This window comes from Bradyrhizobium brasilense, assembly GCF_029714345.1.
Classification (GTDB): Bacteria; Pseudomonadota; Alphaproteobacteria; order Rhizobiales; family Xanthobacteraceae; genus Bradyrhizobium; species Bradyrhizobium australafricanum.
On sequence record NZ_CP121669.1, the window covers coordinates 5,612,241 to 5,637,006 of the forward strand.

At 62.6% G+C, this 24,766-nt stretch carries 25 protein-coding genes; 7 read left to right on the forward strand and 18 right to left on the reverse strand.

Annotated features, from left to right (window positions below; genetic code table 11):
- The first annotated feature begins 2 nt into the window (after positions 1-2).
- Positions 3-1,418: a pyruvate kinase gene (gene pyk, locus QA635_RS26520; RefSeq protein WP_229190207.1), complete on the forward strand. Its 1,416-nt coding sequence runs from the start codon at positions 3-5 to the stop codon at positions 1,416-1,418.
- An 81-nt stretch (positions 1,419-1,499) separates the two neighbouring features.
- Here pyk and QA635_RS26525 read toward each other — a convergent pair whose 3' ends face one another.
- Both QA635_RS26525 and dinB read right to left on the reverse strand, forming a co-directional pair.
- The gene (locus tag QA635_RS26525) at positions 1,500-1,709 is read right to left on the reverse strand and encodes a hypothetical protein (RefSeq protein ID WP_283062309.1); all 210 of its coding nucleotides are present in this window, start codon (positions 1,707-1,709) and stop codon (positions 1,500-1,502) included.
- 114 nt (positions 1,710-1,823) lie between these two features.
- A complete protein-coding gene (dinB, locus tag QA635_RS26530) occupies positions 1,824-3,071 on the reverse strand; it encodes a DNA polymerase IV (protein WP_283062311.1) in 1,248 nt (415 codons plus the stop codon).
- Positions 3,072-3,373: 302 nt separating this feature from the next.
- On the opposite strand from dinB, the gene QA635_RS26535 reads away from it, so the two are divergent.
- A complete protein-coding gene (locus tag QA635_RS26535; protein ID WP_283062312.1) occupies positions 3,374-3,760 on the forward strand; it encodes a hypothetical protein in 387 nt (128 codons plus the stop codon).
- Positions 3,761-3,998: 238 nt separating this feature from the next.
- A complete protein-coding gene (locus QA635_RS26540; RefSeq protein WP_283062313.1) occupies positions 3,999-5,129 on the forward strand; it encodes a hypothetical protein in 1,131 nt (376 codons plus the stop codon).
- Positions 5,130-5,286: 157 nt separating this feature from the next.
- Here the strand turns inward: QA635_RS26540 and QA635_RS26545 are convergent, their stop codons facing one another.
- From QA635_RS26545 to QA635_RS26620, 16 genes are all read right to left on the reverse strand, one after another.
- On the reverse strand, positions 5,287-5,703 hold the full coding sequence (locus QA635_RS26545) for a tetratricopeptide repeat protein (protein ID WP_283062315.1): 417 nt from the start codon (positions 5,701-5,703) through the stop codon (positions 5,287-5,289).
- Between the two features lie 291 nt (positions 5,704-5,994).
- Positions 5,995-6,399 (reverse strand): hypothetical protein, encoded by a 405-nt coding sequence (locus QA635_RS26550; RefSeq protein ID WP_225159364.1) that lies wholly within the window; start codon positions 6,397-6,399, stop codon positions 5,995-5,997.
- An 11-nt stretch (positions 6,400-6,410) separates the two neighbouring features.
- Positions 6,411-8,030, reverse strand: coding sequence for a type II and III secretion system protein family protein (locus QA635_RS26555; protein WP_283062316.1), 1,620 nt, complete (start codon positions 8,028-8,030; stop codon positions 6,411-6,413).
- Positions 8,031-8,426: 396 nt separating this feature from the next.
- Entirely contained in the window at positions 8,427-8,837 is a 411-nt protein-coding gene (locus QA635_RS26560) for a TadE/TadG family type IV pilus assembly protein (protein ID WP_283062317.1), read from the reverse strand.
- Positions 8,837-10,162: a pilus assembly protein TadG-related protein gene (locus QA635_RS26565; protein WP_283062318.1), complete on the reverse strand. Its 1,326-nt coding sequence runs from the start codon at positions 10,160-10,162 to the stop codon at positions 8,837-8,839. Before QA635_RS26565 ends, QA635_RS26560 begins: the two co-directional genes overlap by 1 nt.
- A gap of 8 nt (positions 10,163-10,170) precedes the next feature.
- Complete coding sequence (locus QA635_RS26570) at positions 10,171-10,644, reverse strand: hypothetical protein (protein WP_283062319.1); 474 nt, start codon at positions 10,642-10,644, stop codon at positions 10,171-10,173.
- Positions 10,645-10,650: 6 nt separating this feature from the next.
- A complete protein-coding gene (locus QA635_RS26575; protein WP_283062320.1) occupies positions 10,651-11,301 on the reverse strand; it encodes a methyltransferase family protein in 651 nt (216 codons plus the stop codon).
- Positions 11,302-11,308: 7 nt separating this feature from the next.
- On the reverse strand, positions 11,309-12,214 hold the full coding sequence (locus QA635_RS26580; protein WP_283062321.1) for a type II secretion system F family protein: 906 nt from the start codon (positions 12,212-12,214) through the stop codon (positions 11,309-11,311).
- Entirely contained in the window at positions 12,211-13,137 is a 927-nt protein-coding gene (locus tag QA635_RS26585; protein WP_283062322.1) for a type II secretion system F family protein, read from the reverse strand. The genes QA635_RS26580 and QA635_RS26585 overlap by 4 nt, the downstream gene beginning before the upstream one ends.
- The gene (locus QA635_RS26590) at positions 13,137-14,582 is read right to left on the reverse strand and encodes a TadA family conjugal transfer-associated ATPase (protein ID WP_283062323.1); all 1,446 of its coding nucleotides are present in this window, start codon (positions 14,580-14,582) and stop codon (positions 13,137-13,139) included. Before QA635_RS26590 ends, QA635_RS26585 begins: the two co-directional genes overlap by 1 nt.
- Entirely contained in the window at positions 14,579-15,610 is a 1,032-nt protein-coding gene (locus QA635_RS26595; RefSeq protein ID WP_283062324.1) for a CpaE/TadZ family protein, read from the reverse strand. The genes QA635_RS26590 and QA635_RS26595 overlap by 4 nt, the downstream gene beginning before the upstream one ends.
- A 170-nt stretch (positions 15,611-15,780) precedes the next feature.
- Positions 15,781-16,740: a Flp pilus assembly protein CpaB gene (gene cpaB / locus QA635_RS26600; RefSeq protein WP_283062325.1), complete on the reverse strand. Its 960-nt coding sequence runs from the start codon at positions 16,738-16,740 to the stop codon at positions 15,781-15,783.
- Between the two features lies 1 nt (position 16,741).
- A complete protein-coding gene (locus QA635_RS26605; protein WP_283062326.1) occupies positions 16,742-17,248 on the reverse strand; it encodes an A24 family peptidase in 507 nt (168 codons plus the stop codon).
- Between the two features lie 70 nt (positions 17,249-17,318).
- Positions 17,319-17,534, reverse strand: a complete 216-nt coding sequence (locus QA635_RS26610; protein ID WP_283062327.1) for a hypothetical protein — start codon at positions 17,532-17,534, stop codon at positions 17,319-17,321.
- Positions 17,535-17,626: 92 nt separating this feature from the next.
- The gene (locus QA635_RS26615) at positions 17,627-17,842 is read right to left on the reverse strand and encodes a hypothetical protein (protein WP_283062328.1); all 216 of its coding nucleotides are present in this window, start codon (positions 17,840-17,842) and stop codon (positions 17,627-17,629) included.
- Between the two features lie 351 nt (positions 17,843-18,193).
- Positions 18,194-18,487, reverse strand: coding sequence for a hypothetical protein (locus QA635_RS26620; protein ID WP_283062329.1), 294 nt, complete (start codon positions 18,485-18,487; stop codon positions 18,194-18,196).
- A 758-nt stretch (positions 18,488-19,245) separates the two neighbouring features.
- Here QA635_RS26620 and QA635_RS26625 point away from each other — a divergent pair.
- The 4 genes from QA635_RS26625 to QA635_RS26640 all read left to right on the forward strand — a co-directional run bounded on the left by QA635_RS26625 (position 19,246) and on the right by QA635_RS26640 (position 24,755).
- Positions 19,246-19,782, forward strand: coding sequence for a LabA-like NYN domain-containing protein (locus QA635_RS26625; protein ID WP_038377452.1), 537 nt, complete (start codon positions 19,246-19,248; stop codon positions 19,780-19,782).
- Between the two features lie 122 nt (positions 19,783-19,904).
- A complete protein-coding gene (locus QA635_RS26630; RefSeq protein ID WP_283062330.1) occupies positions 19,905-20,363 on the forward strand; it encodes a hypothetical protein in 459 nt (152 codons plus the stop codon).
- A gap of 270 nt (positions 20,364-20,633) precedes the next feature.
- A complete protein-coding gene (locus QA635_RS26635) occupies positions 20,634-22,334 on the forward strand; it encodes a TolC family outer membrane protein (protein ID WP_425249053.1) in 1,701 nt (566 codons plus the stop codon).
- Between the two features lie 267 nt (positions 22,335-22,601).
- Positions 22,602-24,755, forward strand: a complete 2,154-nt coding sequence (locus QA635_RS26640; RefSeq protein WP_425249207.1) for a type I secretion system permease/ATPase — start codon at positions 22,602-22,604, stop codon at positions 24,753-24,755.
- Positions 24,756-24,766: the final 11 nt, after the last annotated feature.

Consider the following 24,766-nt stretch of genomic DNA (forward strand, 5'->3'; position numbering starts at 1 on the left):
CCATGCGCCGTCATCGACGAGCCAAGATCGTTGCAACCGTTGGTCCAGCAAGCAGTTCCCCCGAGATGCTCGAGGCGCTGCTGCTGGCTGGCGTCGATACGTTCCGCCTGAACTTCAGTCACGGAACGCAGAGCGATCACGCACGCATTCACGCGGCGATCCGAAAGCTGGAACAGGATGTCGGCCGGCCGATCGGCATCCTGATGGACCTCCAGGGCCCGAAGATCCGCGTCGGCACCTTGCGCGATGGAAAGATCGCCGCAATGGCCGGAGAGACCATTCGGTTCGTCTTGTCCGGATCGGAAGGCGACCGAACCGCAATTCCCCTCCCGCATCGGGAGATCTTTGCCGCCGTTGCCCCCGGCCATGACCTTCTGATCGACGACGGCAGGGTCCGCGTTCGCGTTACCGGGCTCGGTGACGATTTCATCGAAGCCAAGGTGATCGTCGGCGGCACGATCTCGAATCACAAGGGCGTCAATCTGCCGGGTACGGTCCTCGATCTTTCACCGCTGACCGCGAAGGATCGCCTCGATCTGGAGTTCGGCCTGAAACTTGGCGTGGATTGGGTTGCTCTGTCGTTCGTGCAGAAGCCCTCGGACATCATCGAGGCGCGAGGCCTCGTCGGGGACCGTGCCGGCCTGATGGCCAAGATCGAGAAACCTGCCGCGCTCGAACGGATCGACGATATCATCCAGCTGTGTGACGCCATCATGGTTGCGCGGGGAGATCTCGGCGTCGAAATCCCGCATGAGGACGTGCCGGGGCGCCAGAAGGAGTTGGTGCGGGCCTGCCGTCTCGCGGTGAAGCCCGTGATCGTCGCCACGCAAATGCTGGACTCGATGGTCGCAGCCCCGACGCCGACGCGTGCGGAAGTCTCCGATGTTGCGACCGCCATCTATGACGGCGCAGACGCAGTGATGCTGTCGGCGGAGTCCGCGACAGGCCGATATCCGCGCGAGGCGGTCGAGATGATGGACCGCATCATCCGCAGCACCGAACAACACAAGATGTACCGCTCGATCGTCGAGGCGACCCAGCCCGGCGAAGAGCAAACGCCACCGCATGCCGTGGCCACGGCAGCGGCCGATCTCGCCTCCGTCGTTCACGCCGCAGCCATTGTGGCCTATACATCGAGCGGCACCACGGCCGCACGCGTCGCGCGCAAGCGGCCGAGCCGCCCGATCCTCGCCATCACCCCAAGCCGCGAAGTGTCCCGCCGCCTGTGCCTGCTTTGGGGCGCTCACAGCGTGCTTTCCGACGACGTTCAGAGCTATGAGGAGATGGTCGAGCGCGCAACTACATTCGCGCAAGCAGAGCAGTTTGCATCGAGCCGCGATCTGCTGGTCGTGGTCGCCGGCATTCCCTTTGGACAAGCGGGAACAACCAACAATCTACGGGTCGTATCGCTACCCTGAGAGAACCGTCGGCCCGAGCGATTGCATCATCAGCGCACCGCGCGGCAAGGCGAACGCGACGGTCGCGCGCATCCCGATCGCCTAGGTCAGCATCGAGATGATCGACTGAAGCTGATCGGATGCCGACGTCACGAACCCGTCGAACGAGGTCTGGCCGTGAGCCGCGGCTCGCAGGATGCATTCCGCAACAGCGGCCTTGAGACCGAACACGGATTGATCCGCCGGTACGCTTGCCATGACCGCATCCAACGCATCGCGCATCGTCTGGATCAGTTCGGCGCTGTACTTCATGGCTGTCCCTCCGCAGGCTCAAAATAGGCCGGCCGTACGGGGTCGCCACTCACAAGCGCGCGATTCCAAATTGCCTTTTCTTAATGCAGTGACAGATACGTGAACCGGCGAACGCTAGAGATCTCTCTCGGCAAGCTTGCGAAACGCGTCGGGCACCGAATGAACCGCCTCCAGCGCGGCTGAACCATATCCGATCGCCTCCCAGCCAAAGCGATCGCGGATCCTGTCGATCGCACGGTCCGCCGCCCAGCGGGCCATCCCTGTCGGACTTCCAGGCCGAAGCGCTTCGTCCGCCAGTCCGAGTGGAAGCTCCAGCGCAAGATCCCAATGCTCCTCGAGATGCGACACCGAGATCGCCAGCAGCGAGATGATCTTCTCGCCGGGATGGTCTGCAAGAGCAGCGCGCACCAGATTCTCGGCAAGCCGGGCCAAGACGATGGTCGTGCACACCGGCGCATCGAGCGTCATCGAGCGCGTCACCGACTTCAGGTCGGCGAAGCGGACGCGCACCGTCACGGTTCGTCCAGGCCGCGACTTCGCCCGAAGCCGCGTGGCGACGCGGTCGGCGAGATGAAGCAACGTGGGCCGAATGACTTGCTCGATCGCAGGCTTTCGGCCAAGCGCCGATTGTGCTCCCGCCGATCGTGCGCGCCGGTGTGGCTTGAGCTGTCTCGGATCGCGATTCCAGGCCAGCGCGGCGAGTTTCTCGCCCGCTGCCGGACCGAGCAAGTGCATCAGCGACCGTTCCGACAATTTGGCGAGCTGACCGATCGTCGCGACGCCGATCGCATCCAACCGCGTCCTGGTGACCGGCCCTACTCCCCACATAAACTCAACCGGCAATTCGTGAAGGAAGCTCAGCTCGGCGTCGGGATCAACGACGACAAGTCCATCGGGCTTTGCGACCTGCGAGGCGATCTTCGCCAGATGCTTGGTGCGGGCGACGCCGACCGAGATCGGAAGGCCGAGCTCGCTGCGTACGCGCCACCGGATCGACGCGGCTATTTCGGCAGGCGTTCCGAACAGGTGAGTGCAGCCGGCAACATCCGCAAACGCCTCGTCGATCGAAATTCGCTCGACCAGCGGCGTGAAGTCGCCGATCACCTTGATGGCCGCGTCACCCAACCGCTGGTAATCGCTGAAATGGCCGCCGACGAAAACGAGTTGCGGGCACAGTTGGCGCGCTTCCCGCCCCGACATGCCGCCATGCACCCCGAAGGCCTTGGCCTCATAGGACGCCGCCAGCACAACCCCGCCCCCGACGGCGATCGGCTTGCCGCGCAGCGACGGCTCGAGCAACTGTTCGACCGATGCGTAAAATGCATCCAGGTCCGCATGAAGGATGGTGGCTGCGGCTGCCATCTCGACCCGTTCATCCCTGACCTGACCGAAGCCGCCCGTCTCCGGACGTGGAAATTGACAATAGAACAAAATAGGAACATTATGGAATCGAGTCAATCCAGCACGCGTCGTCACGGCCGCTGGCGCAGCGAACGAGCCAGGTTCGTCAACGCGCGCTGCCACTGCGCGCGCCGCGCGAGGGAGTCTGCCGGCTCTCCTTCAGCCGGCCTCGCCCGCCCATCGCCCCGATCTCGGCCGCGGGAGATCGAAGCGGGAGTTGCTGCGAGGCATCAAACGCGAGGCACGTCGGCGGATCGTCCCAGATGCATGACGGCGGCCTCTGCGATGGACGGCCGCACGCAGCTTGCACGTATTGCCGCACCGGCTCACTCATCAGCCGGCTGACTTTGCCGCGCAGGGCTTTTTCGGGTAGATATTTTGAGATGACCGACCAATCTCATCAGGTGGACTTCCAAGCTGCGGCCCACCTTTACAAATGGCCTTCGCTCAACAACTCGAGGCGAGAGGATCGCGCGCCCTATATGGTCGTCAATGGAACGCTCGACCAATGCATTCGGGATTTCATGGGCAAGCCCGAGAAGACGCGACATCTTTACGAGATCCGGACCAAGTCGCAGCCTCCCCTCGTCCCCGACGTGCTCTCACCCGAGCATGTGATCGAACTCTCCAGGCTTCGCGAGTTTCTCTGAGGCGCGCCGCGAAGGCGATCCCGACGCGTCCCCTTTGCGGGCCGACTTATCCATCTGTCGTAGGTCTGGTGCCGGATTGTTTGCCCCTTGGCGAGCCGGTACACTTGCTTGACTCCCTGACCGACCGACGTCCGTGCCGTCATGATTGATCCGCTTCGACCCCGCTGAGGCTCGCACGTCGCCTGCACGGGAGCGCAACGGTGGCACGGCCGGTTGATGGGGCATCGCGAGGCGCCGCATGAGGTTCAATCTGGCGATCTTGAGTGTGCTGGCCGCAAGGCCCGGACAACGGATCGCGATCGACGAGGTCAGCCGCGAGGTCAAGCGCATGATCGCGGCCGGCGATGAAGCCACGCAGTCGAAGCGGCCGTCCGAGCTTGGCGACGCCGACGTCTTCCAATCGGGATGGGCATCGATCAACGACGCGGGCCTGCAGATCACCGATTCGGGGCTCTCGCTGTGGCGCTCGCTTGAAGCCGCCCGCATCGAACAAGGACCCGATCGACAGGAAACGGAGCGATTGGACGCCGCTGCGGCCGACACGCGCCATTACGTTGCGGACACCGCGATCGACCGCCCGGACGACGTTGATCTCGAGCTCCCCGGCATGACGCGCGAGGACCGCGACGACCGCCAGCCATCCGGCGCGGGCCGTTCGGCTACTGCTCCCGCCATCCCCTCGGCGCACTCTCCGATCGTCCCTGCGCCTGCATTCGGCGCCTTTCAAGAGGCGAACCGCATGGTGGCTGCGCGGCTGTCCGGTCTGGTCAGCTTCCTCGGCACGATCAAGCCGAAATTCGCCACCGCACGGCGACGGCGATCCGCGGAGGATGTCCCGAATCGTCGTGCCGATCGTCGAGGCGGATTGACGGGGCTGGCGGTGGCGTGCCTCAGCCTGATCTCGGTCGTCGCTTGCGTTGCCGCCGCGATTGCACTTGGTCAGCTCTCTTCGCTGAAGTCGGACATTACCGCGTTGCGACGCGAGATCGCGCCGCTGAGGGAACGCCTCGCCAGATTCGAACAGGCCGAAGTCGCAAGACGCGAGGCTGCCCAGCAGCAAGATGCGCAAGACAAGGCCGAGGCGGAAAGGAAGCTGCCTGAAGGCGCAGGCGAGCAGGCCGCGCTCAACCTCTCGCGTGAAGAGATTCAGTTGATAAGGGAGTACATCAAGGCAGCGCCTTCGGCCGGCGCAGCTGTCGCGCCGATCAACGTCGGCGATCCCATCACCGGCGGAATGATTCCGCTGCCTTCATCGCTGACGGAGAAGGTACCGCGCCTTGTCGGCGCGAGATTTGCGACCCGCAACGGTGCCATCATCATCAGCACGCGAAACAGCCGCCGCATCGATGTCGTGCTGATGCCGAACTAGATCGTGGCGAGGTCAAGTCGCAGGGGCGAGCTGCCAAAATATCGAAAACAACCCCATGCAAAGGAGCCGGCGGACCCGGCAACTCGACGCGTCGGGCAAAATTGGGTATTATCATACCCCTAAGAAATCGTGCAGAGGCTCGTGAACCGCTGTCAACCTACGGCTGATTGTTCGGCGGCCTTTCGATGAAACGCCGGCTGCCGTTGAGAAGCTCGAGGTTGTTGGCGATGACGGGGTTGCCCGGATCGAGCGAATACGCCTTCTCGAACTTCCGCCGCGCGCCGCTCAGATTGCCGCGCAGCATGAGGGAATAGCCCTGATCGTTGAGGATCTGGACTGTCTCGCCGCCAAGCCGGATCGCCTGCGCATAGGCCTGATCGGCAAGGTCGAAGCGGCGCAACTTGTCATAGCTCGCCGCGAGCCCGACCCAGGCCGTCACGTCCTTCGGCGCCTTCTCGACCGCTTCCTTGAAATAGCGCTGCGAGATTCCGTAATTGCCGCGGTTGTAGTGCTCGAGCCCCATCCGCACCGGTTCGTCGGAGGGATAGTATTTGACGTCGGTCGGCTCCTGCACGGGGTCTCCGCCCGGCGGATCCACGGGAGCTACGATCGCAGCCTCCCGCGTCGTGTAGTCACAGGCCCCAAGGCCGGTCGCCAAGCCGCAACAGATCAACGCCGGTGCGAGGCGATGCAATCCTCGCCCCATTCCCCAAGTCCAGCGCAGCCCCTGCACCATTCGAAGATCCATCGCAAAACTACCTACGAAAACAGACGGCACGACCGAAATACCGAGGTCTGCCGAAACCTAACGTCGCATTTCCCTTCCGAATCCCTGCCCCGGCACCTGACCGACGCTGCAAGGACATTACCTGCCGCCTCCGCCTCCGACCCCGACGGCCACCGATCCACCGGTCCCTGCTCCCAATCCGGTCGTGTTGACGTTCTGAATCGTGGTGACGGGCGGCGGCTGGCCCATCGCCTTGGTCGGATCGCCCATGTCGGGAAGCTGATCCAGCGGGCGTTGCTGAGTGCCATAGCGCGTTATCGCAGTGCCCGTGCGCCGCGCGTCGTAGGCGATCCTGCGATCGCCGACATAGGCCGGCCACGGGTGGATCGTGTGTGTAACGGCGTTGACCTCTTTGGCGTTGCCGGCGCTCATCGTGATGGTGTCGGACCGCTGCACGTAGCGGTCCATCTCGTCATGCCCGTAGAGGCCGTAGCAGCCGCCGAGCAGGAAGGGTGCGAGCAAAGCCAGATATCGGATGGTCATCTCCCGCCCCCCTAGTTCAAGGTCTTCACGACCGGCTGGTTCGCACCGACGGCCGGTGGCGGAGCCGGTACAACGGCGTTCGGCGCGATGATGTGACCATAGGGTCCCTTCACGTCGCCGCCGGAATTGACGTAGTCGTCGTAACGCTTGCGCACTTCCATCTGGCCATTGAGGAAGAAATCGACGTCATTGGCCGGCAGGCGGGAATCGAGCGGCGATGCCAGTTGCTGACCGGGCGCTGCCGGCGCGACCAGGCGCGGCGTCACGATGATGACGAGATCGGTCTCCTGCTGCTGATACGACTTGCTGCTGAACAAGGTTCCGAGCACAGGCACCGAGCCGATCCAGGGCAGTTGCGAGACGTCCTGCCGGTTGCGGGTCTGCAGCAGGCCGGCGATGGCAAAGCTCTGGCCGTCGCGCAATTCGACCGTTGTGCGCGCGTCGCGGCGGGTCAGCGCCGGGATCGTCGTTCCGGAGATGCTCACCGCGTTGGTAAAATCGAGCTCGCTGACCGAGGGCTCGACGCGGAGATTGATCACCCCGCGCGACAACACGGTTGGCACGAAGGCCAGTTCGACGCCGAACTTCTTGTAGTCGATCGTCACGGTTGGCAGTGCGCCCGGGACCGGCGACGAGGCGACCGGCACGGGGATCTCGCCACCTGCCAGGAATCGCGCGGCATCGCCCGACAGCGTGGTCAAATTCGGCTCCGCCAGCCGGCGGGCCAGTCCTTTGGTTTCCAGTGCGGTAATCAGAAGGTCCACCGAACTGCCATTGCTGGTCCGAAGAATGCTCGTCAACAAGCTTCCGAACGGAGGTGCGGCTACGCCTCCGGCCGAGCCAATGAGTGTACCCGCGGTGCCTAGCAGCGGAATAGAGCCAGGCGGGGGGCCCACGTTTGGCATGTTAACTCGGCCGCTGTTCGTGTTCAGTGTGCCAGCCCCAGTATTGGCAATATTTGATCCGCTAGCATTTGCTGCATAGAGGTTAACGCCGAGATCGCGTCCCGCCTCGCGGTTCACCTCGAGGAAGCGCACCTCGAGCATGACCTGCTGCGGCGCCGCAACGCTCATGGCATTGACCACGATGGCGTCCTTGGGAACGCTGCCCTGGGCAATCGTCATCGCCCGCTCGGCGGCGACGGCATCGGCGGCCATTCCGCTCAGCACCACCTGCCCTTCGGAGGAGGACACGCGAATGCCGCGTGTGCCGGTGCCCGACTGGATGTTCTGCTGCAAATTGCCGATATCGAGCGTCACCTCGACATCGAGAATGCCGATCTGCTTCATCGAGCTGTCGAACAGGATGACGTTGGTGGTGCCGGTCTTCCTGCCCTGGACGTAGATCAAGTGATCGCTCAGCGACTTCACGTCGGCTATATCGGGCGAGCCCGCGACGATCGACGAGAACGCCGTATCGACCCTGAAGGTGCGCGACTTGTTGACGGTCACCCTGACGCGCTGGACGTCGCTCATCTCGCTGACGAAGACGCCGCTGGACGACGGCGCCCGCCGGTCCGCGGCCGCAGCAGGATCGGTGAAATGAAACAGGGCGATCGCAGCGCCAAACGCCATCGCGCTCAGGGCGACCAGCCCAAGTCCCGCATCAACCGAAACGCGACTTCCCATCATGCCAATCCCCTTCGCCGCGTCTCCGCGACGACCCCCGTAAATCTACGACCTCGGCGTCCCGATCACTCCCGTTCGTCCACCACGCCGTAGAGTTTACAGTCTGTCCGACTACAAATAGTTACTCGCGAAAATTCCCATTTCCCCGCGCACCGAGCACTCACCCGGGTCGCAAGGCCGCTAATGGCGGCTGGTAGATCATCCCTCGCCACGCGCCTCGATTGCAAGGAGAGAGGTCCGCCCGGCCGCGGCAACCCCGGAGAAAACTGCTCGATGTTGCCAGCGCGCACCACATCCGTAGCCCGCCCGGGCTATTTCCCGGCCCGCCATCGGGCCGAGCCGCCCTGGCGGCCGCCCAAGCCGGCGCCACCGATCGGCCTCGTCGAATCGGGGTTCTGCTCAGAAGGGAATCGTGGTGGACGCGCTCGGCGCGTTGAGGGACGTACCCCAGATCGGCATGATCATGGCAAAGCCCGACTGGGATGCCGTCACCGTCAGCGCCGAGGCGCCCGCCGTCGTGGTCACCGTCGGCGTGAGACTGGCGCCATACAGGAAGGGAGCAACGGCCTGCTTCTGCGCAAGCGTCAGATAGTCACTGGTACAGCTGGATGGTGAATTGGACGCCAGCACAGCAGGGGTGTAGCAGCTGATCATGTTCGCCCGGGCCCCGGCATCCGCAAGCAGGCGCAGCGACTGCATCGTGATCGCGTAGCGTCCGAAATCAAAGACGGCGAAGATCAAGGTGAACAAGGGCACGGCGATGAGGCAGAACTCGAGAGCCGCCACCCCGCGTTGGTCGAGCCTTTTCATCACTGCACCAGGCGCACGCTTTGAACGTTGGGCTTTGCTGCCCCATCCGACGTACACTTGCTGTTGTCCAGGGTCGTATTGCCCTGGAAATTCACGGCGTAGGCTATGACTTGGTAGCAACCGGGACTGGGGGCAGTCTGCGCGCTGTTGCCTCCGTACGTGACAGGCGTGTTTGGTACGTAAACCGTGCCATTGAAGTAGCTGCTGGAACTGCCGGAGATGTTGACGCCCTGCTTCGAATAGGCCTCATTGTCATAGATGAGAAGGTCAGTCATTAGCGCCTTCACGGTCGATGACAAGACCGATGGGCCCGCCGGCGACTTCACCGCCGTAAGCTGGATCGTTGGGCTGCCGGTGATCGTGAGCGATCCGCCTCCGAAGAAAATCAGGGTGGCAGTTCCGGTAATTGTCGGACTGCCGTTGATCTTGACGTTTCCGGTAAAGTAATAGGTGCCGCTCAACGCGGACGGGATCGTTGGATTGCCATTGTTGTAACAGGCGCCTGTCTCATACGAAACGGCTGTCGAGCCGCTGCACGAACCATTCGGAAAATTAGACGTCTTTAACGCGGTCAGCGCCGTGTTCACCGCACTCAAAGGATCTGGGATCGGTTGCTGGTAAGTCAGCACGCCCGTGCATTGGCTTCCCCCCGTCTGGGAGCAGCCGCCGACCGTGTAGCTCGGCGCATTCACCTGGATGCCGGAATTGCCGACGAAGCCGATCGCATTCGACGCGCTGCTGTCCGACGAAATACCGCACGTCGCCGACGACACGGTGGGGCTACCTTGAAAGGTGACAGGGTCCTTCAGAGCCAGCACACATGGAGGTTTAGCCAAACTATCAACCTGAGCGACCGCCGTCGCGGCGATCGTGACCGTCGACAAGCCAAGCACCTGAGCCAAATATCCCGGCTGCTGCTGGCTGATGGTGGCCTGAACGTATGTCCCCGCCACCCCGTTCCACGACGTCAGCGAGGCGACCTGGACGCTCCGCGAAAGTCCGCTTGCAAGGCTAGTCGGGCATTTCGAGCCCGGATAGGAGGTGTCGCCAGAATTGCAGAACGTATTCTGAGCTGCCACCTGCTTGCCGCGGTAATCATATGTCTGGGTGGTGTTGCAGCTCGTGCCCGGCTGCGGGGCGCTGTCGCACGCGAGCCGTAAGGCGCCGGCGTAGGCCGCCGCATCAGCCGCACCCTGGGCGCGTTGCTGGGTGACGTACCAGGATCCGGCTTCACCGCCGAGCGCCATCATTCCGATCAATGGGATCAACGCAATCACAGTAGCAAACGCGGCTGAGCCGCGACGGCAACGAAGCATGTTACGCATGGACCACCTCATTGAAACCGTTCCGAATAGGTCAGCGTGAACGAACAAGGATTGCTATTGCCGCTGGTGCAAATCGCCGACCTCAACACCATTGGCGTCAGCGTGATCGTCGTTGAATACACGTAGTACTTCGGCTGGGACGGATCAGAATTGGTTGAATCGCAGACGGCATTGCTGTCGCCGCAGATCAGCTGGATGCTGGGGATCGGATAACGGGAATCGGCCTTGGCGAGCGCGGCCGACGCCCAGCTGGATGCGTTCGTGACGTCGCCCGGCGGGGAATACTGGATGGACTGTCCGAACCCGCGCAGCGCCGCGAGCGCCTGGATGTATTGAAAGCCCGCCAGCGCAAGATCGGCAAGCGGCAGCAGAATAACCAGGAACAGGAAAGCGAAAACGAACAGCATCTCGAACGCGACGGCGCCGCGTCGATCCGCGATCAGGGAACGCTTGCCGCTCACACGGTTCTTCCAGCTCTGCATCGCCGTTCACCAGACATAGGGAATCAATCTCCAGCGCGACGCCTCGTAGCTGGAATATTCAGGAAGCGTGCGCCGAAGCACGTCCTCCTCGTAAAGAATCCGGCTGACCTGGATGCCAATGTGCAGGATCAGCAGGGCCACGGTCATCCAGCTCAGATGCTGCAGCACAACACCAAGGAACACGATCTCTTCCGAGAGATAGAGTGGATGCTTGATCCACCGGTACGGTCCGGTTTGCACCACCGAACGCGCCTGCGGCACCAGGCTGAACGACCGTCCGAGATGGCGAACGGTCACGAGGATCATGATCATGCCGGTCAGCACGCAAACTGTGGACAACAGATTGGGCAACGTGCCCTCGGTCTTCTCGAAAAACGTGATCGTCCATGGCCAGTAGGTGCCGACGAACGCGGCAATCCTCGGCAGCAGGCCTTCGGCCTGCGCCTTTGCGGGCCCCCGGATCAGGATCAGCAGCGCCAGCATCAGGTAAAACACCGCGACAAGAAAGTTCGAGACGAGCGACGGCCAAGGCTCCCCCGCCTTCGCGAGATTGATCGTTACGACAAGCCCCAACAGAAGGAACCATGCGCTGCCCAGGAATCGGGTCGCCCGATCGTAGGCCAGGTTCGTCGAAAGACTCATTGCAGCTGCGCTCATGGCTCAATTACCGAAGATTGGAGAATGTACGGATCAAATGAAGGAACGGGCTTCCGCCCAGAATCACGAACATCGCCGGAAGCAGGAACAGCACCATCGGAACGGTCAGCTTGGCGCCCAGTTTGTGCGCCCGCTCCTCGAGCTTGGTGATGCGTTCCCGGCGCAGGTCAACCGCGATGCTGCGCAGCGCCTGACTGAGCGGCGTGCCATATTGCAGGCTCTGGCTGACCATGGTGCCGAAGCGGCGGAGACCATCTGACGTGGCAGCCAGCTTCTCGAAGGCCTCAGCACGGTTCGGCAGAATCCGAAGATCATCGAGAAGACCGCGCATTACGTGGTTGATAGCAGGGTTGGTCTCCCGCATCTCGTCCGCCACGCGCTCAAGCGCGCTTTCCAAACCCATGCCGGCTTCACTGCAAACAACAAGCAGATCGATGGTATCGGGCGTACCCAAACGAATCGCCGCGTCGAAGCGCCGCTTCAGGAACCACAAGATCAGACGTGGACCCATGATCCCTATGGCCACGCCGAACAACGTGAAGATCATCACGTCGCTGAACGGCCTTCCGAGAATTTGCGACACGGAGAAAGCTGCGATCGGAAACATAAATGTGCTGACCATCTTGAAACCGATCCAGATCGGCAGCATCCGATAATGGTTGAGTCCAGCCGACTGAAGAATCATCCGCAACTGGTCGAGATTCTCCTGGGCGTAGAAACTCCTGTAGCGCGTACCGACCGATGAAAGCCAGCCGATCAGGTCCTTCGAGGAGCTCGATCGATCAGGAATGCCCAGCACGGCGTTCGAGACGCGTGTGTTCAAGGCGCGGAGATGGACCTCGCGAATGATCAGCAGAAAGGTTGCAGCCGCGATCGCGACGGCCAGAGTGGCGAAACCGAGACCGGCGGTCATAGCGTGGTTTCCCTTCTGACCATCCAACGGATCACGAAGTGCCCTAATATGACCGAGCACGCGGCATAAGCGAGGAGTATGTTTCCTTGCGGATCGTACAACAGCAGATCGATCGACAGCGGATTCAGCAGGTAAAGCAATCCACCGACAATGAGCGGCGCGCAGGTGAGCGCACGCGATGAAAAGATGACCTCACCCGCCAAGGCCTTCGCACGGGCCGCCAGCGCAACCCGCTGACTCACGGTCTCGCCTAGCGTCTGCAGCGTTTCCGCCAGGCTGCCGCCGGTCTTCAATTGCACCGCGAGGGTTACCGCAAACATCGCATATTCCGACACCTGCGTTCGCTGATAGATCTCCTCGACGGCTTCCTCGGGCGACCTGCCCAGGTTCAATTCATGACAGACGATGGCAAATTGCCCGGATGTCGGTTGCGGCATCTCGCGGGCGATGGTGCGAAATGCTTCGTGGACGGGCAATCCGGACCGGACAGTACTCGTCACCAACTGGACCGCGTCGGGAAGCTGCTGGAACAGTTGATTTGCGAAGCGCCGATGCTGCCATCCGAACAGGCCGCGCACGACCCAGATGGCGACGCCGGCAGCCGCAATGGCCGCATAGGAGCCAGAGAACTTCAGGAATCCATTGACATAGAAAATTCCCGCCGCTGCCATTCCCCCTGCAAGCAGCACATAGACCGGTCGTACGACGTACACCATATCGGGGTGGTAGTTGGCGAAGCGCTGGAGCGTACGCCAACGCGACGTCTTGGCCGCGCGACGGATGGACACCAAGGCTGCGGCTTCAGCCGTCGGCAGAGCGATCTCGAGCTGACGCTCCATTCGTCTCTGTCGTGCGTCGAGCCAAAGGGTGTTTGCCCCAGCACACAGCAGCAGCACCAGGACGATGATCAAGGGCGTCGACATCAGATGTGCCTCATCGCTTCTGCCCAGGCCCGATCAAGCCCGTAATAGACGAGGCGGCTCTTGAACTTCGGAACCGCATTGGTGGAGCGGTAGGTGCCGGATATCCGCCCTTGGACATCCTCGTCCTTGTACTCAAACAACGCGATGTCGTTGGTGGTGATCACCTCGCCCTCGAGGCCGATCACCTCGCTGATCTGCACGATGCGGCGCTGACCGTCCCGCATGCGCTCGACCTGCACAATCAGATCCAGGGCCGCGACGATCTGGGAACGGATTGCGCGCGACGGCAGATTGACCTGCCCCATCTGCACCATGTTCTCCACGCGCGTCAGCGCATCGCGGGTGCTGTTGGCGTGCACGGTGGAGATCGATCCATCATGGCCGGTGTTCATCGCCTGCAGCATGTCGAACGCCTCGGCGCCGCGCACCTCACCGACGACGATTCGGTCCGGACGCATACGAAGTGCGTTCCACAGCAGATCGCGCTGCGTCACCTGCCCGGTGCCCTCGAGGCTAGGCGGACGCGTTTCCAGGCTGATCACGTGCGGCTGCTGAAGCTGCAGCTCCGCCGCGTCCTCAATCGTGACGATGCGCTCGCTATGGTCGATGAACTGACTCAAGGCGTTCAGCAGCGTCGTCTTGCCCGAACCGGTGCCGCCGGAGACCAGAACGTTGAGCCGGCAGCGTGATGCGATCTCAAGCAACTGCCCGAGCGCCGCGTTCATTGTTCCGTTCTCGATCATCGCGACGATGTTGTAACGCCGGCTCGGAAACTTTCGGATCGAGATACAGGGGCTGTGAATCGCCAGTGGCGGCAGGATGATGTTGACACGGCTGCCGTCCGGCAGACGGCAGTCGACCATCGGGCTGGATTCATCCACCCGCCGGCCGACTTGCGAGGCGATCTTCTGTGCGACCGAGGCGATATGGTCATTGTCGCGAAACCGGACCGCGACCCGCTCCAGCTTGCCGGCCCGCTCGACATAGACGTTGCTCGGCCCGTTGATCATGATGTCGTTGATCGTCTCATCGAGCAGAAGCGGACGCAGCGGCCCGTAGCCGGTCATGTCGTCGGCGATCTCCTCCGCCAGGAAGAGCTGCTCGCGGCCCGACAGCTCCAGCCGCTCCTGGTTGGCGATGCCGTGGATGATTTCCTCGATCTGCCGGCGCAGGACGTCGCGGGGAACGGTCGCGGCCACCGACGGCTCGATCTGCTCGATCACCCGTTCGCGCAGGGATGCCGACATCACCGGATGGTGGGTCGCAGGTTCTTCATGCTTCGGCGCCGATGCAAACAGGCTGGACGCCGGTGACGCCACGCTCGGTTCCGCCGGCGGCAAGGGTGGCGGCGCCGGCCGCGCGCTTGGTGCCGCTGCCGGGGCGTCCGGCACCGCTGCGGGCATCCGCACTGGCATTTCGTCTGCGCGCCTGCCGAACTTTTTCATAGCCCGAGCCACCTCTTCCACCCGGCTCTTTTCTTGGCACCGACGCCGGTGATTTCCCGTACGATCGGGGCAAGGTGGCGCCGCAGACCGGATACGTGCTTCAGAGCCGGAACGCCGAGGTTGACCGCCTGGGTCATTCCCTTGCCGAGATCCGGGATGATCATGTCCGGTTCGGCGCCCAGCGCCTTGACGATCGTCGCCCTCGGCAGACCGCCGGCGCGGTCGGCACGATTGAGCAGGGTAAACACGCGATCCTTGCCCGCGATGTTGGTGACGGCGTTGCGCAGCGCGTGGGCATTGCGCAGGCCGGTCACTTCGGCCTCCAACAGCACCAGCACATGACGGGACATCTGAATGACCGGATAGATCGATGCCGGGAACGGCACCGGCACATCGACAACGACGTAGTTGAACCGCTGACGGAGCAGGCCCAGCACGTGCCGCACGCCGGCTTCGGTGATGTCGAGCTTCGCATCGAGCTCCTCGTCGCCGGAAATCAGGCAAACCCGATCATTCACCTCGATCGCCGCCCGCTCGAGAAACAGGGTGTCGGCCCGCATCGGGTTTTCGAGGGCGATACGGAGGCCGGGCCCAGGACGAACACCGAGCATCACCGCGGTCTCGCCGCCCTGCAGATGCAGGTCGAGCAGCGCCACCTTCGCCTTGGTGGTTTCGGCCAGTTGCAGCGCGAGGTTGATCGCGACGCTGGTCGCGCCGGCGCCGCCCTGCGCGCCACAGATCGACACCACGTGCCCGCCGCGGTCATTCTGGGCCGGCGCGGCGTCGCCGATCAGTTTGGGACGCAGCTGGTCGAGCACCATATCCCTGGTGATCGGCGTCGGCAGGTATTCGGTAAGGCCGATCTCCATCAGCTCGCGGTAGAAGACGATCTCCCTGTTGTCACCGATCAGGGCCACCTTCACATCGGGCGGACAGACACTGGCGAGGCGTTCCAGTTCAGTGAAGGGATCATCGATGCCGCTGATGTCGGTCACCAGCGCGTACAGATCGGTGTCGGTCTCGAGCATGCGTGTCGCATGACGGATGGTGCCGCGCCGGATCACCAGATTGCTGCCGTCGAGACCCTTGCGGAGGGCTGCCGCGCTCAGCTCGTCATTGACGAAGCAGACGATGCGGTTGCGCGCGACAAGAGACGTCGTCTCTTCGGGTTGTTCCACCACTGCCATGTTCGCACTCATCAACGTTTCTCCGATCCCTTGCCGACGTCACTCGCTGCCGCTGTAGTCTGACGATCGAGTTCGGACGGCACGTCGCAGCCCGCGCGGGCGTCGTCGTCAAGATCCTGTCTCCTGACCGAGTATTGCTTGACCTCGCTGCCGGTATAGATCGCGACCGTCGTGCTCTGGCCGGCAATCGCACTCTGGCGCGCCAGCTCCGGCGATACGTCGCAGCTGGACGTTACGCTTGTGTCGGCCTTGCCCCACTGCTCGGCCGCAGCGCGGATGACGAGCGACAGCGTGCCGAGCTGCTTTGCGACGGCCACCTTCTTGACCTGATCCGGCTTGAGCTCCAGTGACACGGTCTGCGCCGTCTTGCCTGGGACGGCATTGGTGATCGGACGCCCGCCTTGCGCAATCTCCTGGTCGATCGCGATCACGCGCACATTGGACAGAACGGTTTCGCTGACGGCTCGCTTCACCGGCGCGGCCTTCTCGAACACCTGGGTCAGCACCACGTCGACATTGTCGCCCGGCCTGATCAGACCGGACACACCGGTCTCCTCGTCGACCTTGATGCTGATGGCGCGGCTGTCCGGCGCCAAGACGCTGGCAAGGAAGCCGCGATCCTTCGGACGCAGGATGTCGTCCAGTGTAATCGCGCTGCCGGCTTCGACGAACTTGCGAACCAGCGAACCGGGCAATCCGGCCTTGGAGTCAGGCGTTTCGAGGATCGCCCCCGCGGGGACACGGTTCGGTGCCGTCTGACGCACCGCGAAATCTTCCTCCCGCGCCAGCGTTCCCTTCGAAAGCGGGCGTGTCGCAACGAAGTAGCCGACCGTCGCGGCCGCAGGCTTTTCTTCTACCACCTGCGCAACAACAGGGTCTTTCGGCTGGTTCACGTTATAGGCAATGATCCCGAGCGCCGTAGCCGCAAGCAGCAGCACCATGATGATCGAGACACGGAGAGCGGACGACATGTCAAATTCCTTTGCTCAAAATGGCCCAGATACCGCCGCATGCGATGGCGACCCCGTAGGGCAGCGGTGCATGTCGCAAATGACGCCAGCGCTCGACCGCGTAGACCCGGCGCATCAGCGACGATCCGGCGGGCGCCAGCTTCGGTTGTGGCAGACGGCGCATCATCAGATGCATCGCGGCCAGAACGCCGCCGGCCAGTGCAGTTGCCGTCAACAGTTCAATCACGCCGGTCAGCGGCAGACCGATCGCCAGGGCAACCAGCAACTTGACGTCGCCACCGCCGATCGCTCCGCGCAGATAGATCACGAAGAGCACCAGGAACAGGATTGCGGCAACGATCAGCGACTGGCCGATCTGCACCGGACTGGCCAATTGGCCGACGATCCCAAGGAACGCCAGCGCCAGACAAATTTCGTTTCGGATCAACCGTGTCGCGATATCGATCGTTGCGACATACAACAACAATGCGATTTCCAGACACGAGGTCGTGGAAGCAATCCAATTCATGAAATAATCGCCTCAGAAAAGGCGGGGGGCACAAAATAATGCCCCCCTCCGGAGCGCCGTCCCTCTGGACTCAAGCGCTAACCGCGTTGGTAACCGCGGTGCTGATCGAAGTGATCGAGGTGGTCAGAGCACTGCCGATGCCACCAGCAGCCCCCGTACCGAACGCCGCGGAAACGGCGGCGACGATGCAGGCGGCGACGATCACGTACTCGAACGACACAACGCCGTCCTTGTCCGTGCGCAGACGCCTCAATCCTTCTGTGACCTTGATGTATGACTGCAACATAGGAGAAAGCCTCCTTAAGGGCTCGCGCACATCGCAATCCGGTTGACCGCTGTTGACAGAAGGAATCTGCCAACAGCATTCAACATCCGGAGTTAAGCGGAGACTGCCGAGGTGACCTTGGAGCTGATCGTGCTGATCGAGGTGCTCAGCGTCGAACCGATGCCGGTGGCACTGGTTGAACCGAACGCAGCGGCCACAGCAGCGACGACACAAGCGGCGACGATCACGTACTCGAACGACACAACGCCGTCCGCATCCGCACGCAGGCGCTTGAAGGCTTCGGTGGTCTGGATGTAGAGTTTCAACATAGGAAAATATCCCTTTTACGATGAAATTTACGCAATACGTTGGCGGGGGCAAAATCCGGGTGCCAACTAGCATTTTCTTATAATGCGTCGCGAGAAAACTGTCGATTGGTAATCGTTTATTAACCCTACCGGCGTAGCGGCGCACACCTTCTCCTCGGCGAGGCGCTCCGACAACGATGCACGAAACCCCTTAAATTGTAGGACTTTCGAGATTTCAGAGCATTTCAATTGCGCTGCTCCGTGCGAATACGGTGACGGCGTCGGAGGTGCCCCTGTCGCGACAACGACCTCAGAGGGACGGTGTCACAATCCGGTGCCATCCCCCGATGGCCGTTTGCGGGATTGCTCGTTTCAGTAGCAGGTCCCCGAATCCCCTCCGAGCCGGCCGCAACTCTCCCCATTGGATTGCCGCCACTGCGTGACGGCCAGCGGCGGCTTGCTCCCGTCCGCGGGCGCGGCCGATAGCCTGCTGCGCTCCTCTTCGAGGAGCTGCGAATGCAGCTTCTGGATCTGGATGTTGCGCTCGAGCAGGGACATCGTTCTTGTCTGAACCTGCCCGGCCAGCGCCTTGCGCAGGGCATTCTCGCGGTCGAGCAGTTCGGGAAACGGCAGCAGCGGCCGGACGAGGTCGGTCGCCTTGATCACGCAGGACGCCCGCGCCACGGCTTGCGCGATTTGATCCGGAAACGCGCTCCGGCATTCCGCGAGCGCGCCGCTCAGGTTAACCGTTGCCGCCGTCGGTGTCGGTACCGGTGTCGCGTCCGGTATCGTTGTCGCCGCTGGTGCCGGCTCTGTGGGCGCTGTTGCCGTCTCCGTTGTAGGCTCCGCTACCGGTCCCGCCTCCTTTTCGATGACCTGGCGAGGGGCGCCGCAACAGGACAGCAGGATGCAGAGCGCGGCAACCACCAGGCATCGCGCGCGCTCCGGCCAAGCCCGTCGATCCCGACGCACGATCGGGTGTCCGGTTGGCGCAACAGCTGTGCCGCCATGCGTCGCGTTCCGAGAACGAAATGTCTGTGCAATCAGGGACGCAGAACCGCGCTCTCCACCGTGGCAAACAATTCGTATTGGCAACAATGGCGTCTTCAAAAATGGCTCGGTGCGAAATCGCACCGACCCCAGCTGATTGATTTTAGATACAATTTAGCTGTTCACGCAATAGCGACCTTGCGCGTCGGCGGCCCGCAAGTCGATCGCGCCGTTGCGCTGCACTATTGGCGCAGCTTCGGCGTGTGCGCCCGATGAGAAATCGCGTCGGCGGTTGGCGAAAATTTCCGCTTCTTCCCGGCCAAGCCCTTGCTCTAGGATTAGCCATTTCAGCTAGGGTGCTCACCCACGATGCGCCCGTGGAATTTCAGAACCACAGCATACAGTGACTGATCCGGGCGTCATGGGGATTTGAGATGGCCGATCGCATTGCACTTTTCATCGATGGCGCGAATCTTCACACCACGGTCAAGAACCTCGGCTTCGAAATCGACTTCCGGCGACTGCTCTCGGAGTTCGGCAAGCATGGACAGATCGTCCGCGCCTACTTCTACACGGTCGTGAGAGACGACGACGAGTTCAGCAGCCTTCGGCCGCTGGTGGATTGGCTCGATTACAACGGATATGCGGTCAGGAGAAAGTTGGCCAAAACGCACGATGACGGCGAAGGGCGGCGGCGAATGAAGCGCAGCATCGGCATCGAGCTCGCGGTCGACGCATTGGAAATCGCGCACCGCATCGACCACGCGTACCTGTTCTCTGGCGACGGTGATTTGCGCGCCGTCGTCGAAGCCGTCAGGCGGGCTGGTGTCCGCGTGACGGTCGTTTCCAGCATCCGAACGAAGCCTCCCATGATCGCCGATGAACTTCGCAGGCAAGCTGACGTCTTCCTCGAACTCGAAAGCCTCAGGGCATCGATCGAACGTCCAGCGCACCCGATCGCGCCCGAGTGAAATCGCGGGCGCCTCTTCCGGCGAGGAAGCAAAGCAGCTCTGCTTGTCCGTAAATCACCGAGTTGCGCGAGTCGGGCGCTGACATCACTATCCCCCAAACAACGAAACAGAGGGTAACGCCCATGTGGAGGTCGGTCGGCTGCCTGTTGCTGTTCTTGGCGGCGACGAGCGCCGCGATCGCCGAACCTTCCCGGTTCACCTGCGACACGCCGCGGGGCAAACGGGTCGAGCTCGGCCCGTCAGGCAAAGGCGGTGACGCCCAGTGGATCGATGACGATCTCGATACGGTCCGGCCCGCCGTCGTGATCGATGGCGACACCTTCACGGTCACCTGGGGGACATCCGACGCGGCAGGAGGCAAGGGAGGAGCCAAGCTCACGACCTACGTCTTTGCGGCCGCCCGCCGTACCGCCGCGTCGATCTTTGCGACCCGCACCGACGACACCACGGCCGAGATCTTCCGGTTCTATTTTGGCGACAAGTCGCTCTACAAACTAACGAGCCGCCTGGGAGGCCCCTCCGCGGACACCAAGGCCGCGCCCTTCGTTGCGACCTACCTGGCGACCTGTCGTCAGCAGTAGCCGGCTGCCGCCAACCTTAAGGCAGGCTTAACTGATCTTTCATGTTCCGGTCCCCGGTGTTGCGGCTCGGCACCAGTTCGCGCGATCACAGATCACCATATAAACCACTGAATTTTAATAAAGATGTTTAGATTTCCGCTCACGGGGGACGGATGGCTCGGTCCCCCACTTAGGGCGCCTGTGTGGCTGAAATGTCATAGGTCGCGGAACTGTCCTTTGTTACCCTTTGGGGGATTCTACATAATATTTTTGTGAGTAGGGGCTGAGATTATGAAGTCGGCATACACGGTCATAGCGTGCCTATGTCTGGCGGCAACGCCAGCATGTGCCGAGGTTTTTTCTATTAATGACGCTCTACGCCAGGCCATGCAGACCAACCCGGGTATCGGCGAGGCTTCGGCGAACCGGCGGGCGACGGAAAGCGAGCTGCGGCAAACCCAAAGCACACTGCTGCCGCAGGTGCGCATTGACGCCAGCTACGGCCCGGAAAAATTCGATCAATCGCCGGGCTTCATCACCCCGAACATTCAGGCGGCGCCTACCGTGGGTTCAGGACCATGGCGCAATGGCAGCCAGGAATCGGTCGTGGTGCGCCAGCTGCTCTGGGATGGCTTCTCGTCCATCTATGACGTCTGGCGCCAGACCGCGCGGGTCAATGCCGCCGCCTCCCGCGTCAAGGAGAGAACCGAGCTGCTGGCCCTCGACGCCGCCGAAGGCTACATGGACGTCGTCCGCTACATCCGGTTGGTCAGCCTCGCCCAGCAAAACGTCGCCAACCACGAAAAGATCTTTGCAAACGTGAACTCCCGCTTCTCGGGCGGCCGGGCGGGCGAAGGCGACCTGGAGCAAGCGCGGGAGCGCGTCGAAGCCGCCCGCGCGGCACTCGCCGAATTCCAGCGCAGCCTGGATGACGCCCGGGCAAAGTACCGCAAGGTTGTTGGCCTCGAGCCGATCAACGTTCGCTTCCCCGCCCCTCTCGCAGGATTGCCGCACAGCCGCGACGAAGCGTTGGCGACCACCCTCCGATTCAATTCGACGATCGCGGCGGCCCAGTCCGACGCCGACGCCGCCAAGCATGCGTTCAAGGCCACCGACGGCACGTTCGGCCCGAAATTCTATCTAGAGGGACGAGCAACCCATTACGACAACTCCTACCCCTACGTGGCGACCCCCGGGACTCCCTCCATCACGCATGAGGACTACAGCGGCAAGGTCGTCATGTCGTGGGACATCTTCCGCGGCGGCCAGGATGCCTGGAACAGGTCAGAGAAGGCCGAGCGCTATACCGAAGCCACCATGCGCCACGCCCGCCTGCAGCGCGACGCGTATGAGTCGATCGACAAGGCGTGGAATGCCCGTACAATTACGGCTACCCGCATCGGTGCTCTGACCCGTGAGCTGGAAGCAGCCAGGAAGACCATCACGGCGTTCCAGAAGGAATATGAACTCGGCCAGCGTTCGCTGATCGATCTGCTGAACGCGCAGAACCAGTTCTTCAACGCATCGGTCTCGCTCACCTCCGCCCGCAGCGTCGTCGTTTTCGCCGACTACCAGCTGCTGGCCGCGATGGGGACCCTGATCGAGTACCTGAAGGCTCCGCCGCCGGTCGATGCTGCGCCGACGGACATGCTTTCGATTGGCCTGCCCCGCTACTCGTTCCCGACTCTTCGCGTGAACCTCCCGCAAACCGGGTCCGAGCCGCTGCACGTCGCCGTTCCGGCGCCTGTCGCCCGTCCTGCCAAGACCTATGCGGCAGCCCAGCCGAAGGACGTTGGCTTTGCGGACCGGTTCACCGGCGCGACGACGACCGCAGCGGTGCCCGGTTCAACGGAATGGATGCAGCAGCAAAAGACCGCTGCGGACGGCCCGAACGTCATTTACGCGGATCCATCGGTCACGTCGAACGCGAGCTCCTATGCGTCGACCAAGCCCCACTGGCTGCTGTCGGCCTTCCCGAGTTCCGCTCGGTAGCGACCGCCAACAAGCTCATGACAGGACTGCCGGAAGGGCCCCAAGTCGGGGCCCTTTCGATTCCTTATTAATCGTTAAGATAAGTTTCGCTGAATTTGTTCGCTGTTTGTTGTAGTCTGCCCGAAATCTAATGCGATTGCTGCATTTCCATTTTGCTTGTCGAGGTTTCAGTTGTTGTTTCGCACCCCCAGCGCGGCGGCCGACGCCGTCCGCCCCTCGCCGGATGACTCAACCTCAAAGCCTGCCGCGACAAACAGGCCACGTGCGCTGGGCGACGATCCCCTCACCGCGTCGTTGACTTATCTTGCCGCCTATCACGGCCGCGCGGTAAGCCGCGAAGCTCTGCTCGGCGGACTTCCGATCACGGACGGACGCTTGTCCGTTTCGCTCTACGACCGCGCGGCCAGGCGCGCCGGTCTGGAGACCGAGGCCGTCAAGCGCGACATTTCAGACATTCCTGCGCTGGTCCTGCCGGCCGTCCTCGTCATGAAGAACGGCTCTGCGCTGATCCTTCTGGGTGTGGACCCGGCGAACAAGTCGATCAAGGTCGTTGATCCGGCGACGCCGAACAGCCCGCGCGTCACCGACATCGCCTCGCTCGCTACGGACTATACCGGCTATGCGTTCCTGGTGAGAAGCGCGCCGCAGGCCGATGCGCGCGCCGCCGCCGCAGGCGACATCCCCAAGAGCCACTGGTTCTGGTCGGTGGTGAAGACGCATTGGCGCAGCTACGGGCACATCGCGGTCGCGGCTTTTCTGACCAACATCCTCGCGCTCGCGACGCCGCTGTTCACGATGAGCGTCTATGACCGCGTCATCCCCAACGGGGCAATCCCCTCCCTGATCGCGCTCTCGATCGGCATGGGGCTCGGCATCGTGTTCGATTTCATCTTCCGCATGGTCCGCAGCCGCATGATCGACGTGACCGGCAAGACCATCGACGTCGTGCTGGCCGCAAACATCTTCGAGCACGTGATGTCGGTGAAGATGGCGCAGCGGCCGACTTCGGTTGGCATCCTGGCCAATCAGCTCCGCGACTTCGACTCGGTGCGCGAGTTCTTCACCTCCGGAAGCGTGGTTTCGGCAACCGACCTGCTGTTCGCCATCCTCTTCGTCGGGGTGCTGTTCCTCATCGCAGGACCGCTGGCCTGGATCCCGCTGATCATGCTGCCGCTGGTCATGCTGATCGGCTTCCTGCTGCAGCGTCCGCTCGATCGGGCCATCAAGCGGCTGCAGGCCGAATCCGCCGCCCGGCACGGCGTGCTGGTCGAATCCCTGTCCGGCCTCGAAACCGTCCGCGCGACCGGCGCCGAGGCCCGCATGCAGACCTTGTGGGAACGCTCGGTTGCCGCGACCGCCCGATCCGGCGAGGACGTTCACTTCTGGTCGTCGATGTCGCTGACGAGCGCGAGCACGGCCCAGCAGATCACGAGCCTGCTCCTCGTCATCGTCGGCATTTTCCTGATCCTCGACGGCAAGCTGAGCGTCGGCGCGCTGGTCGCCGCCAACATGCTCGCCGGGCGCGTTCTGGCGCCGATCGCCGGGATCGCCGCGGTGATCACCAAGGGTACGCAGACGATCACGGCCCTCAAGGCGATCGATCGCATCATGTCGATCGAGCGGGAACGCTCGCCGACCCGGTCCTACGTCGCAAGACGAATCGAAGACGGCAAGGTCGCCTTCGAGAACGTATCGTTCGCCTACCCCAACGCGCCGGGTAACGCGCTCGAAAAGGTCAGCTTCAAGATCGAGGGCGGAGAAAGGGTCGGCATCATCGGCAGGGTGGGCTCTGGCAAGACCACGGTCGGCAGGTTGCTGCTCGGATTTTACGAGCCGAAGGAAGGCCGCATCCTGGTCGATGGCGTCGACTCGCGCCAATATGATCCCTCGGACCTGCGCGCCGGCATCGGCTTTGCGATGCAGGATACCGATCTGTTCTTCGGCAAGCTGCGCGACAACATCGCCCTTGGCAAACCGGAAGCGACCGACGAGGAAGTCCTGCTTGCCGCGCGGCTTTCGGGCGTCGAAAGCTTCATCGCCGGCCACCCGATGGGCTATGACATGCCCATCTCGGAAGGCGGCCGCAGCCTGTCGGGCGGCCAGAAGCAGGCCATCGGACTCGCGCGCGTTCTGATCCGCAAGCCTCGCGTGCTCTTTCTCGACGAGCCGACGGCGCACTTCGATATTCGCAGCGAACAGGAGTTCTTGGAGCGGCTCAAGGGCCTCGATGATGATCGCATGACCATCATCATCTCGACCCATCGCCTGTCATTGCTGAACATGGTCGATCGGTTGCTGCTGTTCGACAATGGCCGCCTGGTTGCCGACGGCCCGCGCGACAAGGTGCTCGCTTTGCTCCAGGGCCGGCCGGCGTCCGCGGCCCCGTCGCCGGAGAACACGATCCAGCCGAAATCCGCATAACGAGCAAATAC